This window comes from Pedobacter nototheniae, assembly GCF_004335085.1.
GTDB classification, from domain to species: Bacteria; Bacteroidota; Bacteroidia; order Sphingobacteriales; family Sphingobacteriaceae; genus Pedobacter; species Pedobacter nototheniae.
Genome location: NZ_RQRS01000001.1, coordinates 24,830 through 44,473, shown reverse-complemented (window position 1 = coordinate 44,473; position 19,644 = coordinate 24,830). Strand labels below are relative to the sequence as shown.

Genomic DNA, 19,644 nt, shown 5'->3' with positions numbered 1-19,644 from the left:
GGTTCTAGCCTAAATTTAATCCATCAGGTGCTGAAACTGTATTTTTCGCATCACCTGTTTTTGATTTTTTATCATCAATAAAAGACCAGCTATTTAACATTTGAATAGCATGATGTGCTGTTAAATCAAACTGTACAGGAACAATAGATGCGTAATTATTTTCTAAAGCCCAAACATCGGTATCTTCTCCTTTATCAAAGTTTTGGAAAACCCCAGTTAACCAATAATAGGGTCTTTTGTAAGGATCTACTCTTTCTTCAAATTCCTCGGCCCACTTTGCATTTGCTTGTCTACAGATTTTAACGCCTTTAATTTCTGCTCCATTCGGGAAATTTACATTTAGCAGCGTACCTTCTGGCAAACCGTGCTCCAAAACTTGTTCACAAATATTTTTTATATACTTTTTGCAATGACTAAAATCTGCATCTGCACCAAAATCATCTAAAGAAAAACCAATGGACGGAATTTTTTCAATAGCACCTTCTACCGCAGCAGACATGGTGCCTGAATAAATTACGTTAATAGAATTGTTTAAACCGTGGTTTATTCCAGATACACATAAATCGGGTTTTTTACCTTTAAAAATTTTATTAACAGCAATTTTAACACAATCTACAGGTGTACCGCTACATTTATACATTTCAACACCTGGGTAAAGGTCAACCTTATCAAAACGGATAGGCTTGCCAATGGTTATTGCATGCCCCATTCCGCTCTGCGGGCTATCAGGTGCAACTACAACAACATTCCCTAATTGTTGCATAACTTCCATCAGGTTTTTTATACCTGTTGCGGTTATTCCATCATCATTTACAACTAAAATATTGGGTTTTGTGCTCTGCTTTGTCATATCGGTAAAAATACGGAATATAAGCTTGCTAATGTAAAAATGACTTGAGATTTTCTATTTAAAATTAATTATGTCTTTAGAGATATCAACTATAAAAAATATTTATATTTGAGTACTAACTTCAAATAAAAACTATGGAAACGAAACAAAAAGCAACTCTTACAAGAGAAGAAATGAAAAACGTTCAGGGTGGCGGAACGCGTTACTATTGCCTGTGCAATAACGGAACCACAATTAATGGCGCAGTTTCTGAAACTATGATTGACGACGTGGACAGAATTTGTGGCGACGCTGGTGGTGAGTGCTTCACACGTTAGTAAAACTAATCCTGCCACCTATTATGGGAAGGCAGGATTGCAATAGCTTTTTTTATAATACCAGAAAACCACTTTTATTACTTCATAAATTATATGTTTAAATTAACAACACTGGCAGGCTTAATTTGCTTTACCTGCTTTTTATCGCATGCTCAAACCTCCTATCAATGGAAAACGGGTACATCAGGCGGTTACACCTATAAATATGTAACAAACGACCCTACAAAATCGCGTTTCTATACGTTGAAAAATGGATTAACGGTTATCTTATCTCAAAATAACAAAGAGCCAAAAATTGTGTATAAAATGGCTGTTCGTGCAGGTAGTAATACAGATCCAAGAACCAACACTGGATTAGCTCATTACCTTGAACATCTCTTATTTAAAGGTACCGATAAGTTTGGTGCTTTAAACTATGCTAAAGAGAAACCTTTATTGGATAAAATAGAGGCGCTTTACGAAGTTTACAACAAAACAACGGATCCGGCAAAACGTAAGGAAATTTATAAGGAAATTGATAAAACTTCTGGCGAGGCATCAAATTATTCTATCGCTAATGAGTACGATAAATTGATGAAAGCAATTGGAAGTGAGCAAAGTAATGCCCATACTTCTGTTGAGGAAACTGTGTATGAAGAGGACCTTCCATCAAATGCTATTGATAAATTTTTAGCCGTTCAGGCTGAGCGTTTCCGTGCTCCGGTTTTCCGTATTTTCCATACTGAATTAGAAGCAGTTTATGAAGAAAAAAATAGAGGCTTGGATGACGATAACCGTAAAATTTACGAAGCAAGATTAAGAGCCTTATTTCCTACCCATAACTATGGTCAACAAAGTACTATTGGTACTATAGAACATTTAAAAAATCCTTCTTTAGTTGAAATCAGAAAGTATTACAACAAATATTATGTACCCAATAATATGGCGGTTATCATGTCTGGTGATATTAACTATGATAATTTAATTAAGAAAATAGATAAGGATTTTGCTTACCTGGCTCCAAAACCACTTGCATTGTACAACCCGGCACCAGAAAAACCATTAACTCAAATTCAAAAACTTGATGTTTATGGACCAAGTGCAGAAAGTGTAGGTATTGCATATCGTGGATATGCTCAAAACAGCCACCAAAGTTTATTACTTGATTTAATTAGCAGTATTTTATCTAATGGAAAAGCTGGTTTATTAGATATTAACCTAAATAAACAACAAAAAGTATTAAGATCTAGCGCTGGTTACGGACAGTTTAAGGATTATGGTTATTTTATCACTTCGGCATCACCAAAAACCGGACAGAGTTTAGAAGAGGCTCAGAAATTATTACTAGATCAAATTGATTTAATTAAAAAAGGTGATTTTGATGAAAATTTGATTAAAGCTACTGTTGCAAACACAAAATTAAGTGAGCTGGAAGCTTACGACAACAACGACGTTAGAGCTGAGGCAACCATGACTGCCTTTATTCAAAACCGAGGTACCGAATGGGATAAATCTTTATCTGCAACGGATGCAATGGCAAAAATAACTAAAAAGGAAATTGTTGATTTCGCTAATAAATTCTTTATAGATAATTATGTAGTCGTTCTTAAACATAAAGGGGAAGATAAAAGCATTATTAAAGTAGAAAAACCAACTATTACTGCAGTTAAAACGAATGTAAATGAGGTTTCTCCTTTCACAAAATCTATTATAGATGCTAAGGTGACGCCTATTGCGCCTAAATTTTTAGATTATACTAAAGATTTAAGCTTTGGTAAAGCCGGCATTGCTGAAGTAATTGCTGTTAAAAACACCGAAAACAGTATTTTCCGTTTAAGCTATCGCTTTGAAAAAGGTTCTTACAATTATAGATTATTGCCTTATGCATCTCAATACTTAACCTTTTTAAGTACTGATAAGTATTCTGCAGAAGAAATTAGTAAAGAATTTTATAACATCGCCTGCTCTTACAGCATTAATGTAGGCACTGATGCTACTACAATTTCTGTAAGTGGTTTACAAGAAAATTTTGATAAGGCTGTTGCTTTAGTTGAGCATGTTTTAGCCAATTGTAAGCCTAATGAAAAAGCACTTGAAGATTTAAAAGGCCGCCTATTAAAAGCTAGAGATAACAATAAATTAAATAAGGCCGCTATTATGAACGGTTTAATGAGTTATGCTCAATATGGTGCTGATAATCCAACAAATTATGGTTTAACAAACGATGAGATTAAAAACATGAAATCAGCTGATTTAATTTATCTTTTGCACAACTTAACCAATTATAAACACATCATTACTTATTACGGTCCTAAAGATTTGGAAGCTTTCTCTTCTGATATCGCTAAAGTACACCCTTTACCAAAGGAGTTTACACCAGAGGCGCCAATGAAAAAATTTACTTACACCACTACTGATGCAAACAAAGTTTACTTTGCTGATTACGATATGGTACAGGCCGAAATTCGTTGGTTGCGTAATGCTGGTTTATATGATGCCGCAAATGCTGCAAAAATTGATCTATTTAATAACTATTTCGGTGGTGGTATGGGTTCTATCGTTTTCCAAACCATTCGCGAATCAAAAGCTTTAGCTTACTCAACATTCGCCTTTTATTCTGCTCCAAACAGTAAAGAAAAAGAAAACACTGTGGTGGCTTACGTAGGTACGCAAGCAGATAAAATGAATGATGCTGTTGTAGGCATGAATGAGTTATTAACCACTTTACCAGAGTCTGATAAATCATTTAGCTTATCAAAAGGAAATAGTTTAAATGGCCTTGAAACCTCTCGTATTACGAAAGATGGCATTATTTATTCTTATTTAGCAGATAAAAAATTAGGCTTTGATCACGATTCAAGGATCGATCTTTATACTAATTTAAAACCATTAACATTTGCTGATATTAAAACTTTTCACCAAACTAATTTATCAGGCAAGCCTTATAACTACTGTATCGTAGCATCAGAGAAGAAGGTAAGCACCGCTGATTTAGAAAAATATGGTGCAGTAACAAAGTTAACCCTAGAACAAATTTTTGGATACTAAGTAAGCATTCTTACTCATTTAAAAACAGCGTTTCGATGTAAATCGAGACGCTGTTTTGCTTTAAGCAAAGTCCATTACTTTAATTAAGTCGCAAACAGTAAGTTTATCCTCTATTTGGCACTTTGTGGCTGGTCCATTCTCCAAAATGTGCCTTACGACAGTTAACCCACTCACCATTTAGAATTGTCATATTAAACTCACTTATATATTTTTTTTTCGTTACATTGTATTAATCATTTACGAACAAATTAATCATTAACTAAAACTTAAATTTGATGAAAAAACTACTCTTATGGTTTTTGCTGTATTGCTTTGCAATGGCACAAGCTTCCTCGCAAGAAAGGGTTATTACCGGGAAGGTTACCTCCGGCGATACCTTACCCCTCCCCGGTGTTAGCATTTATGTAAAGGGCTCTTCAGGTAATGGCACACAGACTGATGCTTCGGGTACATTTAAACTCAGTGTTCCTACTAGCGCCAAAGTACTTGTTTTTAGTTTTATCGGGTATAAAAGCAAAGAAATTGCTATTACAGGCAATAACTCATACAATGTTGTTTTAGAAGATAATGCTGCTACTTTAAATGATATTGTGGTTGTAGGTTATGGTACGCAAAATAAAAGAGATGTAACTGGATCAATCGCTAGAGTTTCTGCCGCTGATTTAAAAGATAGGCCTATCCCTACTGTCGAAAGTGCATTGCAAGGTAAGGCACCTGGAGTCTTTATAAACTCAGGAAGTGGCAAGCTTGGCCAGGCATTACAAATAAGGGTTAGAGGTATTTCTTCAATATCAGCAAGTAACCAACCACTATTTGTTATTGATGGCGTACCTATTGTAACTGAAGCTTTAGGTACCTATACAGAGGCTGATAATCCGTTGGCTGCAATTAGTCCGGATGATATAGAATCCATGGAGGTTTTAAAAGATGCTGCATCAGCTGCAATTTATGGTGCAAGAGGATCTAACGGCGTTGTAATTATCACCACAAAAAAAGGTAAACAAGGTAGAACTAATATAGACTTTGGATATTATGCTGGCTTTAGTGATCCTACAAAGAAAGGTAAATTTTTAAACGCCGATCAATACCGTCAGCTACTTGATGCTTCATTTAAATATAATAATTATGATGATGGAGATTATGCAAACGCAGCTGAAATGTGGGCAGATTATACTGGTACAGATGACTGGAACTCAAACAATAATACCAATTGGGTAAATGAATCATTAAAAAGAGGCCATACACAACAGTATAGCTTAAATATTAATGGTGGCGATGCAAAAACTCGTTTCATGATTTCTGGTAACTATAATAATAATAATGGCATAATTTTTTCCAATAGATATGTACGTACAGGTGGCAGGCTTAGCCTAGATCATACCGTTTCTAAACTTTTAGAAGTTGGTGGTTCTGTTAATATTTCAAAGGTTGACAATTATCGGATTCCTACTGACAACGCCTTCTCTAATCCATTGCAATTAAACGCATTACCTCCAATACAACCAGTTTATGTAAATGGAGAGCTTAATAACAATACCGTTTATTACAACAGTTTAATTGATATTGCTAATGGTAAAAATCTATCTACAACTTACCGCACTTTTGCAAATGCCTATGCAAGTTTAAAGTTTACACCAGATTTGGTTTTCAGGAGTGAATACGGTTTTGACTTTAATAATTTGGAAGAAGAACAATATTTGGGATCGAAAACTCAAGATGGTGGTGGCACAAGGGGTTATGGAAGTGATTATATGGCAAAATCCATCAACTTTAACACTAACAACACGTTAACATATTCAAAAACCTTTAACGAAAAACACAACATAAATGCATTAGCTGGTTTTGCCTTTCAAGATACCAAATTCAGATACTCTAATGTAGAAGGTACAGGTTTCCCATCAGATAGTTTTACAAAAATTGCTAGTGCTGCCATAATTTCTTTAGGTAGTTCATCTGAAACAGAACACTCTTTTGTTTCTTATTTAGCAAGGGTTAACTATAAATATGATGATAAATATTTACTTAGCGCATCAGTTAGAACAGATGGATCCTCAAGATTTGGCGTTAATAACCGCTATGGAACATTCCCTGCATTTTCTGCAGGCTGGCTTATCAATCAGGAAGATTTCCTGAAATCAAGCACAGCAATTAGCTTACTAAAACTTAGAGCAAGTTATGGTTTAACGGGTAATGCCGAAATTGGTGATTTTCCATCCAGAAATTTATACAGCGGCGTTAATTATGCAGGTATTGGAGGCACTTCTCCTAGCCAGTTAGGTGATCCTAATTTGAGTTGGGAAACGACATCAAATTACAATATCGGTTTAGATTTTGGCTTTTTATCTGATAGAATCTCCGGAACGGTAGAATATTATAAAAAGAAAACCAAAGATTTATTGCTAAACGCTCCAATTCCAGCAACAAATGGTTTTACATCAATTGTACAAAATATTGGAGATATGCAAAATAAAGGTCTTGAGATATCTTTAAATACTAAAAACTTTGTTGGAGAGTTTAAGTGGTCCACCTCTTTCAATATTTCTTTTAATAGAAATAAAGTTTTGCGTTTAGTTAATGATCAACCAATTTATCCAGGCGGCAGGTTTTTAGGAAGAGTTGCCGTTGGCGAGCCTTTAGGTTATTTTTACGGTAAAGCTTATGCAGGCGTAGACCCAGCAAACGGTGATGCTTTATACTTTGTTGATGCAACCAGAACAACTACAACAAACAGCTATGCTGCAGCTCAAAATCAAAAACTTGGCGATCCAAATCCTAAATATTATGGTGGTTTTGGAAATCATTTTTCTTATAAAAATTTTGATTTAGATATACAAGCTCAATTCGTATCGGGCAATGATATTTACAATATGGCGGGGGCTTTCCAATCTGCAAACGGTGATTATTTTGATAATCAAACCATTGACCAGCTAAATTATTGGACACCAACTAACACCATTACAAATATTCCTCAACCACGTTTTGATGAAGGTAATGGCACAAGCCCATCATCAAGATGGATTCAAAAAGGTTCTTACTTAAGGATTAAAACAGTTGTTTTAGCGTACAATTTACCTAAGGCATTTGTAAATAAATATAAAATGCAAAATGTTAGGTTATATGCATCAGCACTTAATTTATTTACCATAACAGGCTACAAAGGTTACGATCCAGAAGTTAATACGCCAGGTGGGTCAAGTATACAATCTGCAAATATTCAATTAGGTCACGATTTTTATACCCCACCACAAGCAAGAACAATAACTTTCGGAGTAAACATTGGTTTATAAAAATAAAATAGAATTATGAAAAATTATAAAAATATATGGATCGCTCTTTTATTCGTCATAAGCTTTTCAGCTTGTAAAAAGCAATTAGAAATAGATCCCAAACAATCTATAGATGCTAAAGATGCATTAAAAACCACCGCTGATGTACAAAATGCATTAATTGGTGCTTACACAACATTAGCTACTGGTGATTTGTATGGAACAAATTTGGTGTTTGTTCCCGATTTATATGCCAGCGATAACTATTTAAATTGGGTTGGTTCCTTCAGCACCTATAGGAATATATCTGGCAAGGCCATTTTATCGTCAAATGCCGATGCTACAAGAACGTGGGTATCTGCCTATAAAGCCATTAATACCGCAAACATTGTATTATCAGCATTAGGTGTTGTTAGTAATAATGACACAAGAACAGTTATAGAAGGTAAAGCGTTATTTATAAGAGGAATTATGCATTTCGAACTTGTAAGATTATATGCGCAACCTTACAACGCAACTGGTGCAAATAGCGGCTTAGGCGTACCAATTATTTCTAAAGCAGTTAGTACAATTGATAATGTTGTGCAAAGTGTACCCCGAAATACTATTGCAGAGGTTTATATTGCAGTTGAAAACGATTTAAAAACGGCGATTACAAAATTAGCATCAGTAAACGATCAATATGCCGCTAAAGCATTTTTAGCAAGAGTTTATTTGCAAGAAGAAAAATATGCACTAGCCAGAGATTTGGCAAACGATATCATATCTAATAGCCCTTATCATTTAATTACCAATTCGTTGGAAGCGCCCTTCAGAACCAAAAATTCTAATGAAGGTATTTTCGAAATTCAACAAAACGAACAAAGTAATGCCGGCACAGCAAATGATGGTTTAGCTACTTTTTATTCTAGCTACAAAAACTCTACTGGTGGCAATGTTGGCCGTGGCGACGTTAGAATAAATACTGTATTTTATAATTCGTTTGAGGCTGGAGATAAGAGACAAACTGAAATGATTTATGATGGTACTGGCGCTAGAACTGGTTTGTTTACAAAAAAATGGTATGGTTATTTTGATAATATTCCTGTTTGTCGCATTACTGAGCAATATTTAATTCGTGCAGAATGCAATTTTAGGCTGGGAACGAGCGTAGGCGCCACCCCTGCAGATGATATTAATATTCTTAGAACTAGAGCAGGCCTGGGTACCATTGCTTTAACACTTGATGTTATTTTAAACGAACGCGAAAAAGAATTAGATTTTGAAGGGTTTAAATTACATGATTATAAACGCACAAAAAGATCAATAGGTGTTTATCCATATGATGATCCCAAATTGGTATTCCCTATTCCAGATCGTGAAATGACCGCTAACAAAGCGTTAGAACAAAACCCTGGATATTAATAATTTTAATCCATAAACAAAAAATGCCTCCGAAATTTCGGAGGCATTTTTTGTTTAAATTCAGCACGAAGTTTTAAAGTTTCTTCGAGGCTTCTATAATTTCTTCAACAACCGCTGGATCCAGCAAAGTTGATGTATCACCCAAATTGGAAGTATCACCTTCGGCTATTTTGCGTAAAATACGACGCATAATTTTACCAGAACGTGTTTTAGGTAAACCTGAAACAAATAGTATTTTATCAGGCTTTGCAATTGCTCCAATTACGCGAGTAACGGTTTGTAAAATATCCTTTTTAGATAATTCAGCTTCGCCATGCATTTCTGGATAAATTACAAAAGCGTAAATACCTTGTCCTTTTACATCATGAGGATAACCAACTACAGCACTTTCTACTACTCCAGCATGCATATTTATCGCATTTTCTACTTCTGCAGTTCCTATTCTATGGCCTGATACATTTAAAACATCATCAACACGACCGGTAATTCTATAATAACCGTCTTCATCCCGTAAGCAGCCGTCACCAGTAAAATATAAATTAGGATAAGCAGAAAAATATGTTTGCTTGCAACGCTCATGATCGCCATAAGTAGTACGCAGCATACCTGGCCATGGAAACTTTAAACATAAATTTCCACTTACACCATTACCCTCTACTTCGTTTCCGTTTTCATCAACTAAAATTGGCTGAATACCTGGCAAAGGTAAGGTAGCGTAGCCCGGTTTTGTTGGTGTTACCGTAGCAATAGGTGAAATCATAATTCCGCCTGTTTCGGTTTGCCACCAAGTATCTACAATTGGCGCTTCACTATGCCCAATTTTTTCATCAAACCAATGCCAAGCTTCCTCATTAATTGGCTCCCCTACTGAACCCAAAACACGGATAGAACTTAAATCTTTTCCGTTTAATGGCTCTTCTCCAAAACTCATTAAAGATCGGATTGCTGTTGGCGCTGTATATAAAGTATTTACCTTATGTTTTTCTACAATATCCCAGAAACGCGAAGGAGTTGGATAAGTTGGAATTCCTTCAAACAATACAGAAGTTGCACCCTGAGATAATGGACCATAAACAATGTAAGAATGACCGGTAATCCACCCAATATCTGCTGTACAAAAATATACTTCACCAGGTTGATAATTAAATACATTAGAAAAAGTATAGCCTGCGTAAACCATGTAACCACCGCAAGTATGCACCACGCCTTTTGGTTTTCCGGTTGATCCAGATGTATACAAAATAAATAGCAAATCTTCGGCATCCATTTCCTCTGCTTCGCAAATATCATTTACGTGTTTTACCTCATCTTCCCACCAAACATCACGTCCTTTAAGCATAGAAACAGGCGTGCGTACATGTGTTAAAACAATACACTTAGATACTGTCGGACAACCAATTAAGGCATCATCAATTACCTCTTTTAAAGGAATTTGTTTATTTCCACGGTAAGCACCATCAGCAGTAATAACCAATTTACATTGAGCATCATTAATTCTATCAGCAATAGATTTAGCTGAAAAGCCACCAAACACTACAGAGTGTACAGCACCAATACGAGCACAAGCTAGTACAGCAATAGCCAATTCTGGTACCATAGGCATATAAATGCAAATTCGATCACCCTTTTTAGCACCGTTTCTTTTTAAAACATTAGCAAAACGGCAAACCCGTTCGTGAAGCATTTTATAAGTGAGTGTAACACTTTCCTCTTCGGGGTTATTAGGCTCCCAAATAATGGCTGGTTTATCTCCATCTTTGGCTAAGTGCCTATCTAAACAATTTTCGGTAATATTTAGCTTTGCGCCTTCAAACCATTTAATATTCGGTTCTTCAAAATTCCATGAAAGTACTTTGTACCAAGGTTTACGCCATTGAAAGTTTTGTGCTACTTCTCCCCAAAATTGCTCGGGGTTATCTACGCTTTTTCTATAATCTTCTTCGTATTGCTTAAAAGATGTAATTTGCATTGCTCGTTTATATGTTTTGGATTAGTAGCCGCTAATTTAAATAATTATTGAGGGAATAAAACTTTCAAATGGTATCAAAATGGATAAAGAGGAATATTTAAAAAATATATTAAAATTTTTCCGCCTATGCTTGTCTTTTACAATTATTATTCAGATATTTGCACACTCTTAAAAAAATTAAGTAGCGATATTAACAACTATATATACAAGTCATGTCAAGAGTTTGTGATTTAACAGGAAAAATGGCGATGAAAGGTAATAATGTTTCTCACTCGAACGTTAAAACCAAGCGCAAATTTTATCCTAACTTAAAACTTCAGAAATTTTATATCCCTGAAGAGGACCGTTGGATTACGTTGAAAGTTTCAACTTCAGCGATAAAAACCATTAACAAAGTGGGTATTAGCGAAGCGATTAGTCGTTTCGTAAAAAAAGGATTTTTGTAAAAAACATTAACTGTTGAGATTAACAGTTTAAATTTATATTAAAATGGCAAAAAAAGGTAACAGAGTTCAGGTTATTTTAGAATGTACTGAGCATAAAGAAAGTGGCATGCCAGGTATGTCTAGATATATTTCGACTAAAAACCGTAAAAACACTACCGAAAGATTAGAGTTGAAAAAATTCAATCCGGTATTGAGAAAAGTAACTGTACATAAAGAAATAAAATAATTGAATGAAAGATTGAATGCTCGAGCTTTAAAACTCTTTCATTCTATAATTCTCTAATTTGATCATTTAAAATTAAAATATCATGGCAAAGAAAGTAGTTGCAACCCTTAAAACCGGAACTGGTAAAGAATATTCGAAAGTAATTACAATGGTTAAATCACCAAAAACTGGTGCTTATTCATTCAAAGAACTTATCGTTCATAACGACCACGTTAAAGATGCTATCGCATCTAAATAAGGTTAATATTTTTTAATATTGAAAATATTAAAGGCCGTTCCGCATTAACCGGAAGGGCTTTTTTTGTTATATAAAATTTAGATATGGGCTTATTCGATTTTTTCAAAAAGAAAGAGGCTGCACCTGAAGCTCAGGAAGCACTGGATAAAGGTTTAGAAAAAACCAAAGATGGTTTCTTTAATAAAATAACTAAAGCTGTCGCCGGAAAATCTTCTGTAGATGATGAAGTACTTGATAACCTGGAAGAAGTTTTAGTAACTTCTGACGTTGGCGTAAGTACTACTTTAAAAATTATTAAAAGAATTGAAGACCGTGTAGCCCGCGATAAATATCTTTCTACTACTGAGTTGAATTTTATATTGCGTGATGAAATTCAGCTACTACTTTCTGAAAATAACAGCAACGATTTTCGCCAGTTTGAATATGGAGATCATAAGCCATATGTAATTATGGTGGTTGGTGTAAATGGAGTTGGCAAAACTACTACTATTGGAAAGTTAGCTCACAAGCTAAAAGAAGCAAACTTAAAAGTAGTTTTAGGTGCCGCTGATACTTTTAGAGCTGCTGCAGTAGATCAGATTAAACTTTGGGGTGAACGTGTTGGTGTTAGAGTTGTTGCACAAGCAATGGGTTCCGATCCGGCATCTGTAGCTTTTGATACTCTACAATCAGCAGTTGCTAACGGAGAAGATGTAGTTATTATTGATACCGCTGGTCGTTTGCACAACAAAATTGGCTTGATGAACGAGCTTGGTAAAATTAAACAAGTAATGCAAAAGGTTGTACCGAATGCTCCACATGAAATTTTACTCGTGCTAGATGCCTCAACTGGTCAAAATGCTTTTGAACAATGTAAACAGTTTACCGAAGCAACTGATGTAAATGCTTTAGCCATTACTAAATTAGATGGTACCGCTAAAGGTGGTGTTGTAATCGGAATTTCAGATCAGTTTAAAATTCCAGTAAAATATATTGGTGTAGGTGAAAAAATTAACGACTTACAACTTTTTGATAAAAAGGAATTTGTAAACAGCCTTTTTAAATAATAGATAGATTAAGTGTAAAAGATGAATACTAAAATAGTAAAAAACAAAGCTGCAGTTAAACAACCTAAAATCAATGTAATTACATTAGGTTGCTCAAAAAATATTTACGATTCGGAAGTACTAATGGGTCAGTTGCGTGGAAACAGCTTAAATGTTGTACACGAAGCTGATAAAGTTGGTAAAGATGATATCGTTGTAATTAATACCTGTGGCTTTATTGACAATGCTAAACAAGAATCTATCGATACTATTTTACAGTATAGCGAACTTAAAGAAGCCGGAAAGGTAGGCAAAGTAATCGTTACAGGATGCTTATCTGAACGTTATAAACCAGAGTTGCAATCTGAAATTACAAACGTTGATGCCTTTTTTGGCACTAATGATTTACAAAATATATTGCATGAGTTAGGGGCAAACTATAAACATGAATTAATTGGCGAGCGCCTTTTAACTACCCCTTCGCACTTTGCTTATTTTAAAATTGCTGAAGGCTGTAATCGCCCATGCTCTTTTTGCGCCATCCCATTAATGCGTGGTAAACACTTGAGCAAGCCAATGGAAGAATTGGTAAATGAAGCTAAGATTTTAGCTAAAAACGGCACAAAGGAGTTAATTTTAATTGCCCAGGATCTTACCTATTATGGCCTTGATCTTTATGGCGTACGTAAGCTAGATGAGTTAATGCGTCGCTTATCTGATGTACCAGGCATTGAATGGATTCGTTTGCAGTACGCGTACCCTTCTGGTTTCCCAATGGAAATTTTAGATGCAATGAACGAACGTGATAATATTTGCAAGTATCTGGATATGCCTTTACAGCACATTACTGATAATATGCTTAAATCAATGCGTCGTGGTACAACCAAACAAAAAACCATAGATTTAGTTAACCAAATTAGAGATAAGGTTCCAAATATAGCCATGCGTACTACATTAATTTGTGGTTATCCTGGTGAAACTCAACATGATTTTGAAGAAATGAAACAATGGGTTGAAGATACTAAATTCGATCGTTTAGGCTGTTTTACCTATTCTCATGAGGAAAAAACACATGCGCATACTTTAATTGATGATGTGCCTGATGAAGTAAAACAACAACGTGTTGATGATATTATGGAAATACAACAAGGCATTTCTTTCGATATTAATCAAGAAAAAGTTGGCAAAATATTTAAAGTTTTAGTTGATAAAAAAGAAGGTGATTTCTTTGTAGGTCGTACAGAATTTGATTCTCCTGAAGTAGACAATGAAGTTTTAATCGATGCGGCAACTGGCTATGCTGCTAATGGTAGCTTTGTTAATGTTAAAATAGATAGAGCCGAAGATTTCGATTTATACGGAAAGATTGTTTAAATTATTTTATTTAATAGATAGAGCCTAAAAATCTGTCTATTAAATATTTGCTTTATTACCTGTAGCGATTCCCTCCATCCTTTCGTTTAGTATAATAAAACTAAACATGAAAAAAATCTTAATTGCACTCGCAGCACTATTTATTATCAATTTAGGTTGTAAAAAAATTACTGAAGGTGGCCAGCCCTGTGCCTGTTCACCTATTCAGGGACCTACTCTAAGCCTAACAATTAAAAGCAGTACTGATGTAGATTTGCTCAACTCTACTACAACAGGCTATTTTAATAAGGATCAGATTAAACTATATTCGAAAGATGCCAACAATGTAATTAAACAGATTAGCTTCTCCATTGGCCAACCATTTACTTACACAAGCGATTTAAAAATTACTTACTATCAACTCCGTTCAGATGAAATAGCCATACTCGCTAAAAGTATAGACAATAACTTTTATTTGAAACTCGGAGAAGATAAAATATATGAGCTTAACCTTAAAGTAAATGGTAATTTAGTAGAGAAACTACTTATTAATAAAGCTGAGGCACCTAAAGAAATTCCAAACCGTAACGATTCATTTCTATCGAGTATGTACACTTTAAAGTTTAATTAAAGCTATATAAACAAAAATCCCGCTAGTAAAACTATCGGGATTTTTTATTTATTTCTTATCAGCTGGTCTGTTTCTAATTTGGCTTGCTTTTAACCAAATTTTCGCACCTTTTTTATTAACATAGTACTTTTCATTTTTACCGTTAATATAAACATCAGATCCATCTGGTGCCATTTTACCTTTATACACTTTATCTGTTACTTTTGAGGCTCCTTTTACAGCAACTTCAGCAGTTTTTTTACCAACTTTGTCGGCAGTTTTACCAATTGCCTGACCAGCTTTTTCTACACCGCTTTTTTTCTCTTGTGCGTTAACACTAAGGGTTAAACCACCAAACAATGCTAATGTTAGTAACCCGAATACAAATTTCTTTTTCATAATAGTTATTATATAATTTCTATAACAACGATTGAAAATTGTTTTTGTTTTTGAGGGGAGATAAGTTTTCAACAAAAATGATACAAAGCTATTCTTAAGTTCAAATTTGAAGCTTAAAAAATTACTATTGCCTGTTTTACAATTAAATATGCGGCTAGTACAAAAAGAAAAATAGCGATAGATTTATTGATTAATAAACTACTTAATGCAAACTTTTCCTGTATATACTTAGCAAAATGCCCATACAAATATAATGCTGCAGCTGACCCTACTCCTGATCCTAATGCAAAAATAATTAGTGATAAATAATCAGTTTCTATCCATTGATGAAGAATCACGTAATTACCAAAAAACAACCAGAAAGGAATTTGAACAGGGTTTAGAACGCCTAAGATTAATCCATAAAGTACGCTTCCACTACGTTTATCTTCTTTATCGTTTGTTTTTGGTGTTTTTTTACGGTTTTTCCAGGTTATAGTTCCCATTACTAGAAACATAATGATCATAAATCCATCCACCAAAGTACTTAGCCTTACATCGCTTACTGCTTCGTTAGGATTGATATCACTCATCGCCCACCGGGCAAAGCGCATCATTCCAAATGTAAAAAACACTTCTACAATAGAAAATGATAATATAAAGTACCATACCTGGCGCATACCTCGGTTAATGGCAAGTTTGGCTACTGTTAAGTTAATGTTCCCTGGTGGAATATAACCCATTGCGTTGAGAACGATGCCAATGAAAAACGTTAGAAAAAGCATTGCCGAAATTATGGATTTATATTCAAATGAGTAGCTAAATATTTTCCGGTATAAGATTTTTTCTCTTTTACCAGATCTTCGGGCACGCCTTCAAACACAAGCTGTCCTCCTCCATCTCCACCTTCAGGGCCAATATCAATTACCCAATCTGCACATTTAATTATATCCATATTATGCTCAATTACCAAAATTGTATTTCCCTGTTCAATTAAGGTATTTAACGCTTTTAATAATTTTTTAATATCATGGAAATGCAAGCCTGTTGTTGGCTCATCAAAAATAAACATGGTTTTATTGGCATTATTGCCCTTAATTAAGAATGAAGCTAGTTTAATACGTTGAGCCTCTCCTCCTGATAAGGTATTTGATGATTGGCCTAAATGCACATAACCCAAACCAACATCAACCAGTGGATTTAATTTATTAAGGATTTTCTGTTCATCTTTAAAGAAATCAACCGCTTCATCAATGGTCATATCTAAAATTTCAGAAACATTTTTTTCTTTATAAGTTACATCTAAAACCTGTTGTTTAAATCGCTTACCACCACAAGCTTCGCAAGGCAAATAAATATCTGCCATAAACTGCATCTCAATTTTAACCTCACCCTCACCTTGGCAAACATCGCAACGACCACCTTCTACGTTAAAAGAAAATGCTGCTGGCTTTAATCCTGCTGCCTTAGCTGCTGGAAAAGCCGAGAATAAAGCTCTGATGTCATCCCATGCTTTTACATAGGTTACGGGGTTAGAACGGCTTGAACGACCAATGGGATTCTGATCAACCATTTCTACGGCACTAACTAAATCGTAATTACCGAAAATGCCATCGTAAGCTCCAGTTTGTTCTCCTGCATAGTTTCCTATCGCCTTTTGTAGTGCCGGATATAAAATCTTTTTAACCAAACTGGTTTTTCCAGATCCAGAAACACCGCTTACCGCTGTAAAAACACCTAAAGGAAATTTAATATCTATATTTTGAAGATTATTTTCTCTCGCTCCTTTAATTAAAACATGATCGTTCCATTTACGGCGTTTCTCCGGAATAGCAATTTTTTCTAAACCGGCTAAATAACGACCAGTTAAACTATTTTTATCCTTTAAAATTTCCTCATAGTTTCCGCTAAAAACAAGATTGCCGCCATGAGTACCTGCTTCTGGTCCAATATCAATAATGTAATCGGCAGCCCTCATCATCTCTTCTTCGTGCTCAACAACTAAAACCGTATTACCAACATTTCGTAGTGAAAGTAAAACCTCAATCAGCTTGTTGGTATCTCTTGGGTGCAAACCAATGCTTGGCTCATCTAATACATAAATAGAACCAACCAAACTACTTCCTAATGATGTAGCCAGATTTATCCTTTGAGATTCTCCTCCGGATAAAGTATTAGATAGCCTGTTTAAAGTCAAATAGCCTAACCCAACATTATTTAAATAAAGAAATCTGTTATCAATTTCTGCAAGTAAACGTTTGGCAATTTTTGCATCATTGGCATTAAGCTTTAATTCATTGAAGAAATTTAACGCCGTTGATAAAGGCATTAAAACAACATCTATAATTGATTTTTCAGCAATTTTAACATAGGATGCATCTTTGCGTAAACGCGATCCTTTACAATCCGGGCAAACAGTTTTTCCGCGATAACGGGATAACATTACACGATATTGAATTTTATAGGTTTGCTCCTCTAATTCCTTAAAAAAGGCATCTAAACCAGCAAAGTATTTATTTCCTGTCCATAGTAACTTTTGTTCCTTTTCGGTTAACTGGCTATAAGCACGATGAATTGGAAAATCGAACTTTGAGGATACTTTTATAAAGTTTTGCAACCATACACCCATCTTTTCACCTCTCCAAGGCGCAATAGCGTTATCATATACACTTTTACTTTTATCAGGTATCACTAAATCTTCATCAATGCCAATTACATTACCGTAACCTTCACATCGTTTACAAGCACCATACGGGTTGTTAAAAGAAAAGAAATTAGGAGTTGGCTCTTCAAAACGGATTCCATCCAACTCAAAACGATCGCTAAAGTGCTTGGTTTTACCTTGCGCTTCTACATAACAATCGCCTTTACCCTCAAAAAAGGCAGTTTGAACAGAATCTGCTAATCGGCTTAAAGTTTCTTCCTCTTCATTAACTACAATCCTATCAATAAGAATCTGAACCGTTTCACTATTTGTCAATTCAGCATCCTTAAAGTCAGCATCGTCCAAAACAGTTTCTATTTTCTCAATTTTATTATTAATCAGAACCCTTAGAAAACCCTTTTGTAGTAAAATGGCAAGCTCTTCTTTTATTGTTCGGTTGTTGTGTGGAAATAAAGGGCAGAAAATTGTTGTCGTTGTATCTTCGGGCAATGCACTTACATAATCAACAACGGTTGTAACCGAATCCTTTTTAACCTCTTTACCCGAAATCGGAGAGATTGTTTTACCAATACGAGAAAACAACAGCTTTAAATAGTCATAAATCTCTGTTGAAGTACCTACTGTAGAACGTGGGTTGGAAGTAATTACCTTTTGTTCTATTGCAATTGCGGGCGCTATACCTTTTATATAATCAACATCGGGCTTGTTCATTCTACCCATAAACTGGCGGGCATAAGCAGATAAACTCTCTACATAACGACGTTGCCCTTCGGCGTAAAGTGTATCAAATGCCAGTGAAGATTTTCCTGACCCTGACATACCGGTTACCACAACTAATTTATTTTTCGGAATAGCAACATCTATATTTTTAAGGTTGTGCACACGGGCACCTTTTATAATAATATTTTTATGCGGATCTTTTTCGGCTTCTTTTTTGCTCATGTATTTATTAATATATGAAATATAACCCGGGAAGTATATTTTGGGTTTTTAAAACATACAAAAATAAGGTACTGAGATGGTTTATTTATTTTTTAACATTTTATTTTTTGTTTTTTGATAAAAAAAACACTTTCTTTGAATATCAACCCTCTCAAAACCAAACTAACAATAGTCAAAAACCATAGGAGATCAGCTATAGAAATTAAACTTCTACAAATTAATTTTTAGCAAATAGTACGGGATTTAGTGTAGGTAAACCTATGAATTTACAATCATATAATGATCAGGACCTGGTAAAGGTATATATTGCCGGGAACGAACTTGGATTGCAGGAGCTTTTAAGAAGGCATAAAAGCAAAATTTATACCTCTATCTACTTATTGGTTAAAGACCAATATTTGGCAGAAGATATTTTTCAAGATGCTTTTATTAAAGTAATTAACACGCTGCGATCAGGAAGATACAATGAAGAGGGTAAGTTTTTACCCTGGGTAATGCGTATTGCCCATAATTTAGTAATTGATTATTTCAGAAAGGAAAAACGCACACCAATCATTACCAGTTCTGATGGCATGGATGTGTTTAATATGCTACAATTTTACGATGAAAGCGCAGAAGACAAAATGCTCCGCGATCAAACGCATAAAGACTTAAAAGAAATGATCCATTTATTGCCTGACGAGCAAAAAGAAGTACTTTTAATGCGCCATTATGCAGATTTAAGCTTTAAAGAAATTGCAGATTTAACTGAAGTAAGCATAAATACAGCTCTTGGGCGTATGCGTTATGCCTTAAGTAACCTGCGTAAAATGTTAAAAACAAAAGAGATGACATACAAGGGGTAGCATAAATATTACAAAAAAAGTTTACTGATGTAAAATAAAGCTAAACAACTATCGTTAAGTTTATAAAACTTATCACATTTAGT

General features: G+C 34.7%; 16 protein-coding genes. 11 read left to right on the top strand and 5 right to left on the bottom strand.

All coding sequences use genetic code 11. The features are described 5' to 3' along the window. Positions 1 to 4 precede the first annotated feature (4 nt). Positions 5 to 850 (bottom strand): 5'/3'-nucleotidase SurE, encoded by an 846-nt coding sequence (gene surE / locus EHC72_RS00195; protein WP_131535411.1) that lies wholly within the window; start codon positions 848 to 850, stop codon positions 5 to 7. A gap of 173 nt (positions 851 to 1,023) precedes the next feature. Here surE and EHC72_RS22575 point away from each other — a divergent pair, with 173 nt between their 5' ends. From EHC72_RS22575 to EHC72_RS00180, 4 genes are all read left to right on the top strand, one after another. Beyond that, positions 1,024 to 1,167 (top strand): hypothetical protein, encoded by a 144-nt coding sequence (locus EHC72_RS22575; protein ID WP_165585742.1) that lies wholly within the window; start codon positions 1,024 to 1,026, stop codon positions 1,165 to 1,167. A gap of 93 nt (positions 1,168 to 1,260) precedes the next feature. After that, the gene (locus tag EHC72_RS00190) at positions 1,261 to 4,194 is read left to right on the top strand and encodes a M16 family metallopeptidase (RefSeq protein ID WP_131535410.1); all 2,934 of its coding nucleotides are present in this window, start codon (positions 1,261 to 1,263) and stop codon (positions 4,192 to 4,194) included. A gap of 275 nt (positions 4,195 to 4,469) precedes the next feature. Continuing rightward, positions 4,470 to 7,481 carry a SusC/RagA family TonB-linked outer membrane protein gene (locus EHC72_RS00185; protein ID WP_131535409.1) on the top strand — a complete coding sequence of 1,004 codons (3,012 nt, stop codon included), beginning with the start codon at positions 4,470 to 4,472 and terminating at the stop codon, positions 7,479 to 7,481. A 15-nt stretch (positions 7,482 to 7,496) separates the two neighbouring features. Next, positions 7,497 to 8,864: a RagB/SusD family nutrient uptake outer membrane protein gene (locus EHC72_RS00180; RefSeq protein WP_131535408.1), complete on the top strand. Its 1,368-nt coding sequence runs from the start codon at positions 7,497 to 7,499 to the stop codon at positions 8,862 to 8,864. A 73-nt stretch (positions 8,865 to 8,937) separates the two neighbouring features. On the opposite strand, the gene acs is transcribed toward EHC72_RS00180, so the two are convergent. Then, positions 8,938 to 10,833: an acetate--CoA ligase gene (gene acs / locus EHC72_RS00175; protein ID WP_131535407.1), complete on the bottom strand. Its 1,896-nt coding sequence runs from the start codon at positions 10,831 to 10,833 to the stop codon at positions 8,938 to 8,940. Positions 10,834 to 11,045: 212 nt separating this feature from the next. Between acs and rpmB the strand changes: the two genes are divergently transcribed. The 6 genes from rpmB (at position 11,046) to EHC72_RS00145 (ending at position 14,752) form a co-directional block, all read left to right on the top strand. Continuing rightward, positions 11,046 to 11,279, top strand: a complete 234-nt coding sequence (rpmB, locus tag EHC72_RS00170) for a 50S ribosomal protein L28 (protein WP_131535406.1) — start codon at positions 11,046 to 11,048, stop codon at positions 11,277 to 11,279. A gap of 43 nt (positions 11,280 to 11,322) precedes the next feature. Next, positions 11,323 to 11,505 carry a 50S ribosomal protein L33 gene (gene rpmG / locus EHC72_RS00165; protein ID WP_010599807.1) on the top strand — a complete coding sequence of 61 codons (183 nt, stop codon included), beginning with the start codon at positions 11,323 to 11,325 and terminating at the stop codon, positions 11,503 to 11,505. Positions 11,506 to 11,587: 82 nt separating this feature from the next. Then, positions 11,588 to 11,743, top strand: coding sequence for a DUF4295 domain-containing protein (locus EHC72_RS00160; protein ID WP_010599808.1), 156 nt, complete (start codon positions 11,588 to 11,590; stop codon positions 11,741 to 11,743). Positions 11,744 to 11,826: 83 nt separating this feature from the next. Beyond that, positions 11,827 to 12,789, top strand: a complete 963-nt coding sequence (gene ftsY / locus EHC72_RS00155) for a signal recognition particle-docking protein FtsY (RefSeq protein WP_131535405.1) — start codon at positions 11,827 to 11,829, stop codon at positions 12,787 to 12,789. A 21-nt stretch (positions 12,790 to 12,810) separates the two neighbouring features. Further along, positions 12,811 to 14,142: a 30S ribosomal protein S12 methylthiotransferase RimO gene (gene rimO, locus EHC72_RS00150; protein ID WP_131535404.1), complete on the top strand. Its 1,332-nt coding sequence runs from the start codon at positions 12,811 to 12,813 to the stop codon at positions 14,140 to 14,142. Positions 14,143 to 14,248: 106 nt separating this feature from the next. Then, positions 14,249 to 14,752 carry a hypothetical protein gene (locus tag EHC72_RS00145; RefSeq protein WP_131535403.1) on the top strand — a complete coding sequence of 168 codons (504 nt, stop codon included), beginning with the start codon at positions 14,249 to 14,251 and terminating at the stop codon, positions 14,750 to 14,752. 48 nt (positions 14,753 to 14,800) lie between these two features. On the opposite strand, the gene EHC72_RS00140 is transcribed toward EHC72_RS00145, so the two are convergent. The 3 genes from EHC72_RS00140 to uvrA form a co-directional block, all read right to left on the bottom strand. After that, a complete protein-coding gene (locus EHC72_RS00140; RefSeq protein WP_131535402.1) occupies positions 14,801 to 15,130 on the bottom strand; it encodes a hypothetical protein in 330 nt (109 codons plus the stop codon). A gap of 113 nt (positions 15,131 to 15,243) precedes the next feature. Continuing rightward, complete coding sequence (locus EHC72_RS00135) at positions 15,244 to 15,894, bottom strand: LysE family transporter (RefSeq protein WP_131535401.1); 651 nt, start codon at positions 15,892 to 15,894, stop codon at positions 15,244 to 15,246. Positions 15,895 to 15,902: 8 nt separating this feature from the next. Continuing rightward, complete coding sequence (gene uvrA / locus EHC72_RS00130) at positions 15,903 to 18,716, bottom strand: excinuclease ABC subunit UvrA (RefSeq protein ID WP_131535400.1); 2,814 nt, start codon at positions 18,714 to 18,716, stop codon at positions 15,903 to 15,905. A gap of 260 nt (positions 18,717 to 18,976) precedes the next feature. On the opposite strand from uvrA, the gene EHC72_RS00125 reads away from it, so the two are divergent. After that, on the top strand, positions 18,977 to 19,561 hold the full coding sequence (locus tag EHC72_RS00125; RefSeq protein ID WP_131535398.1) for an RNA polymerase sigma factor: 585 nt from the start codon (positions 18,977 to 18,979) through the stop codon (positions 19,559 to 19,561). The last annotated feature ends 83 nt before the right edge of the window (positions 19,562 to 19,644 follow it).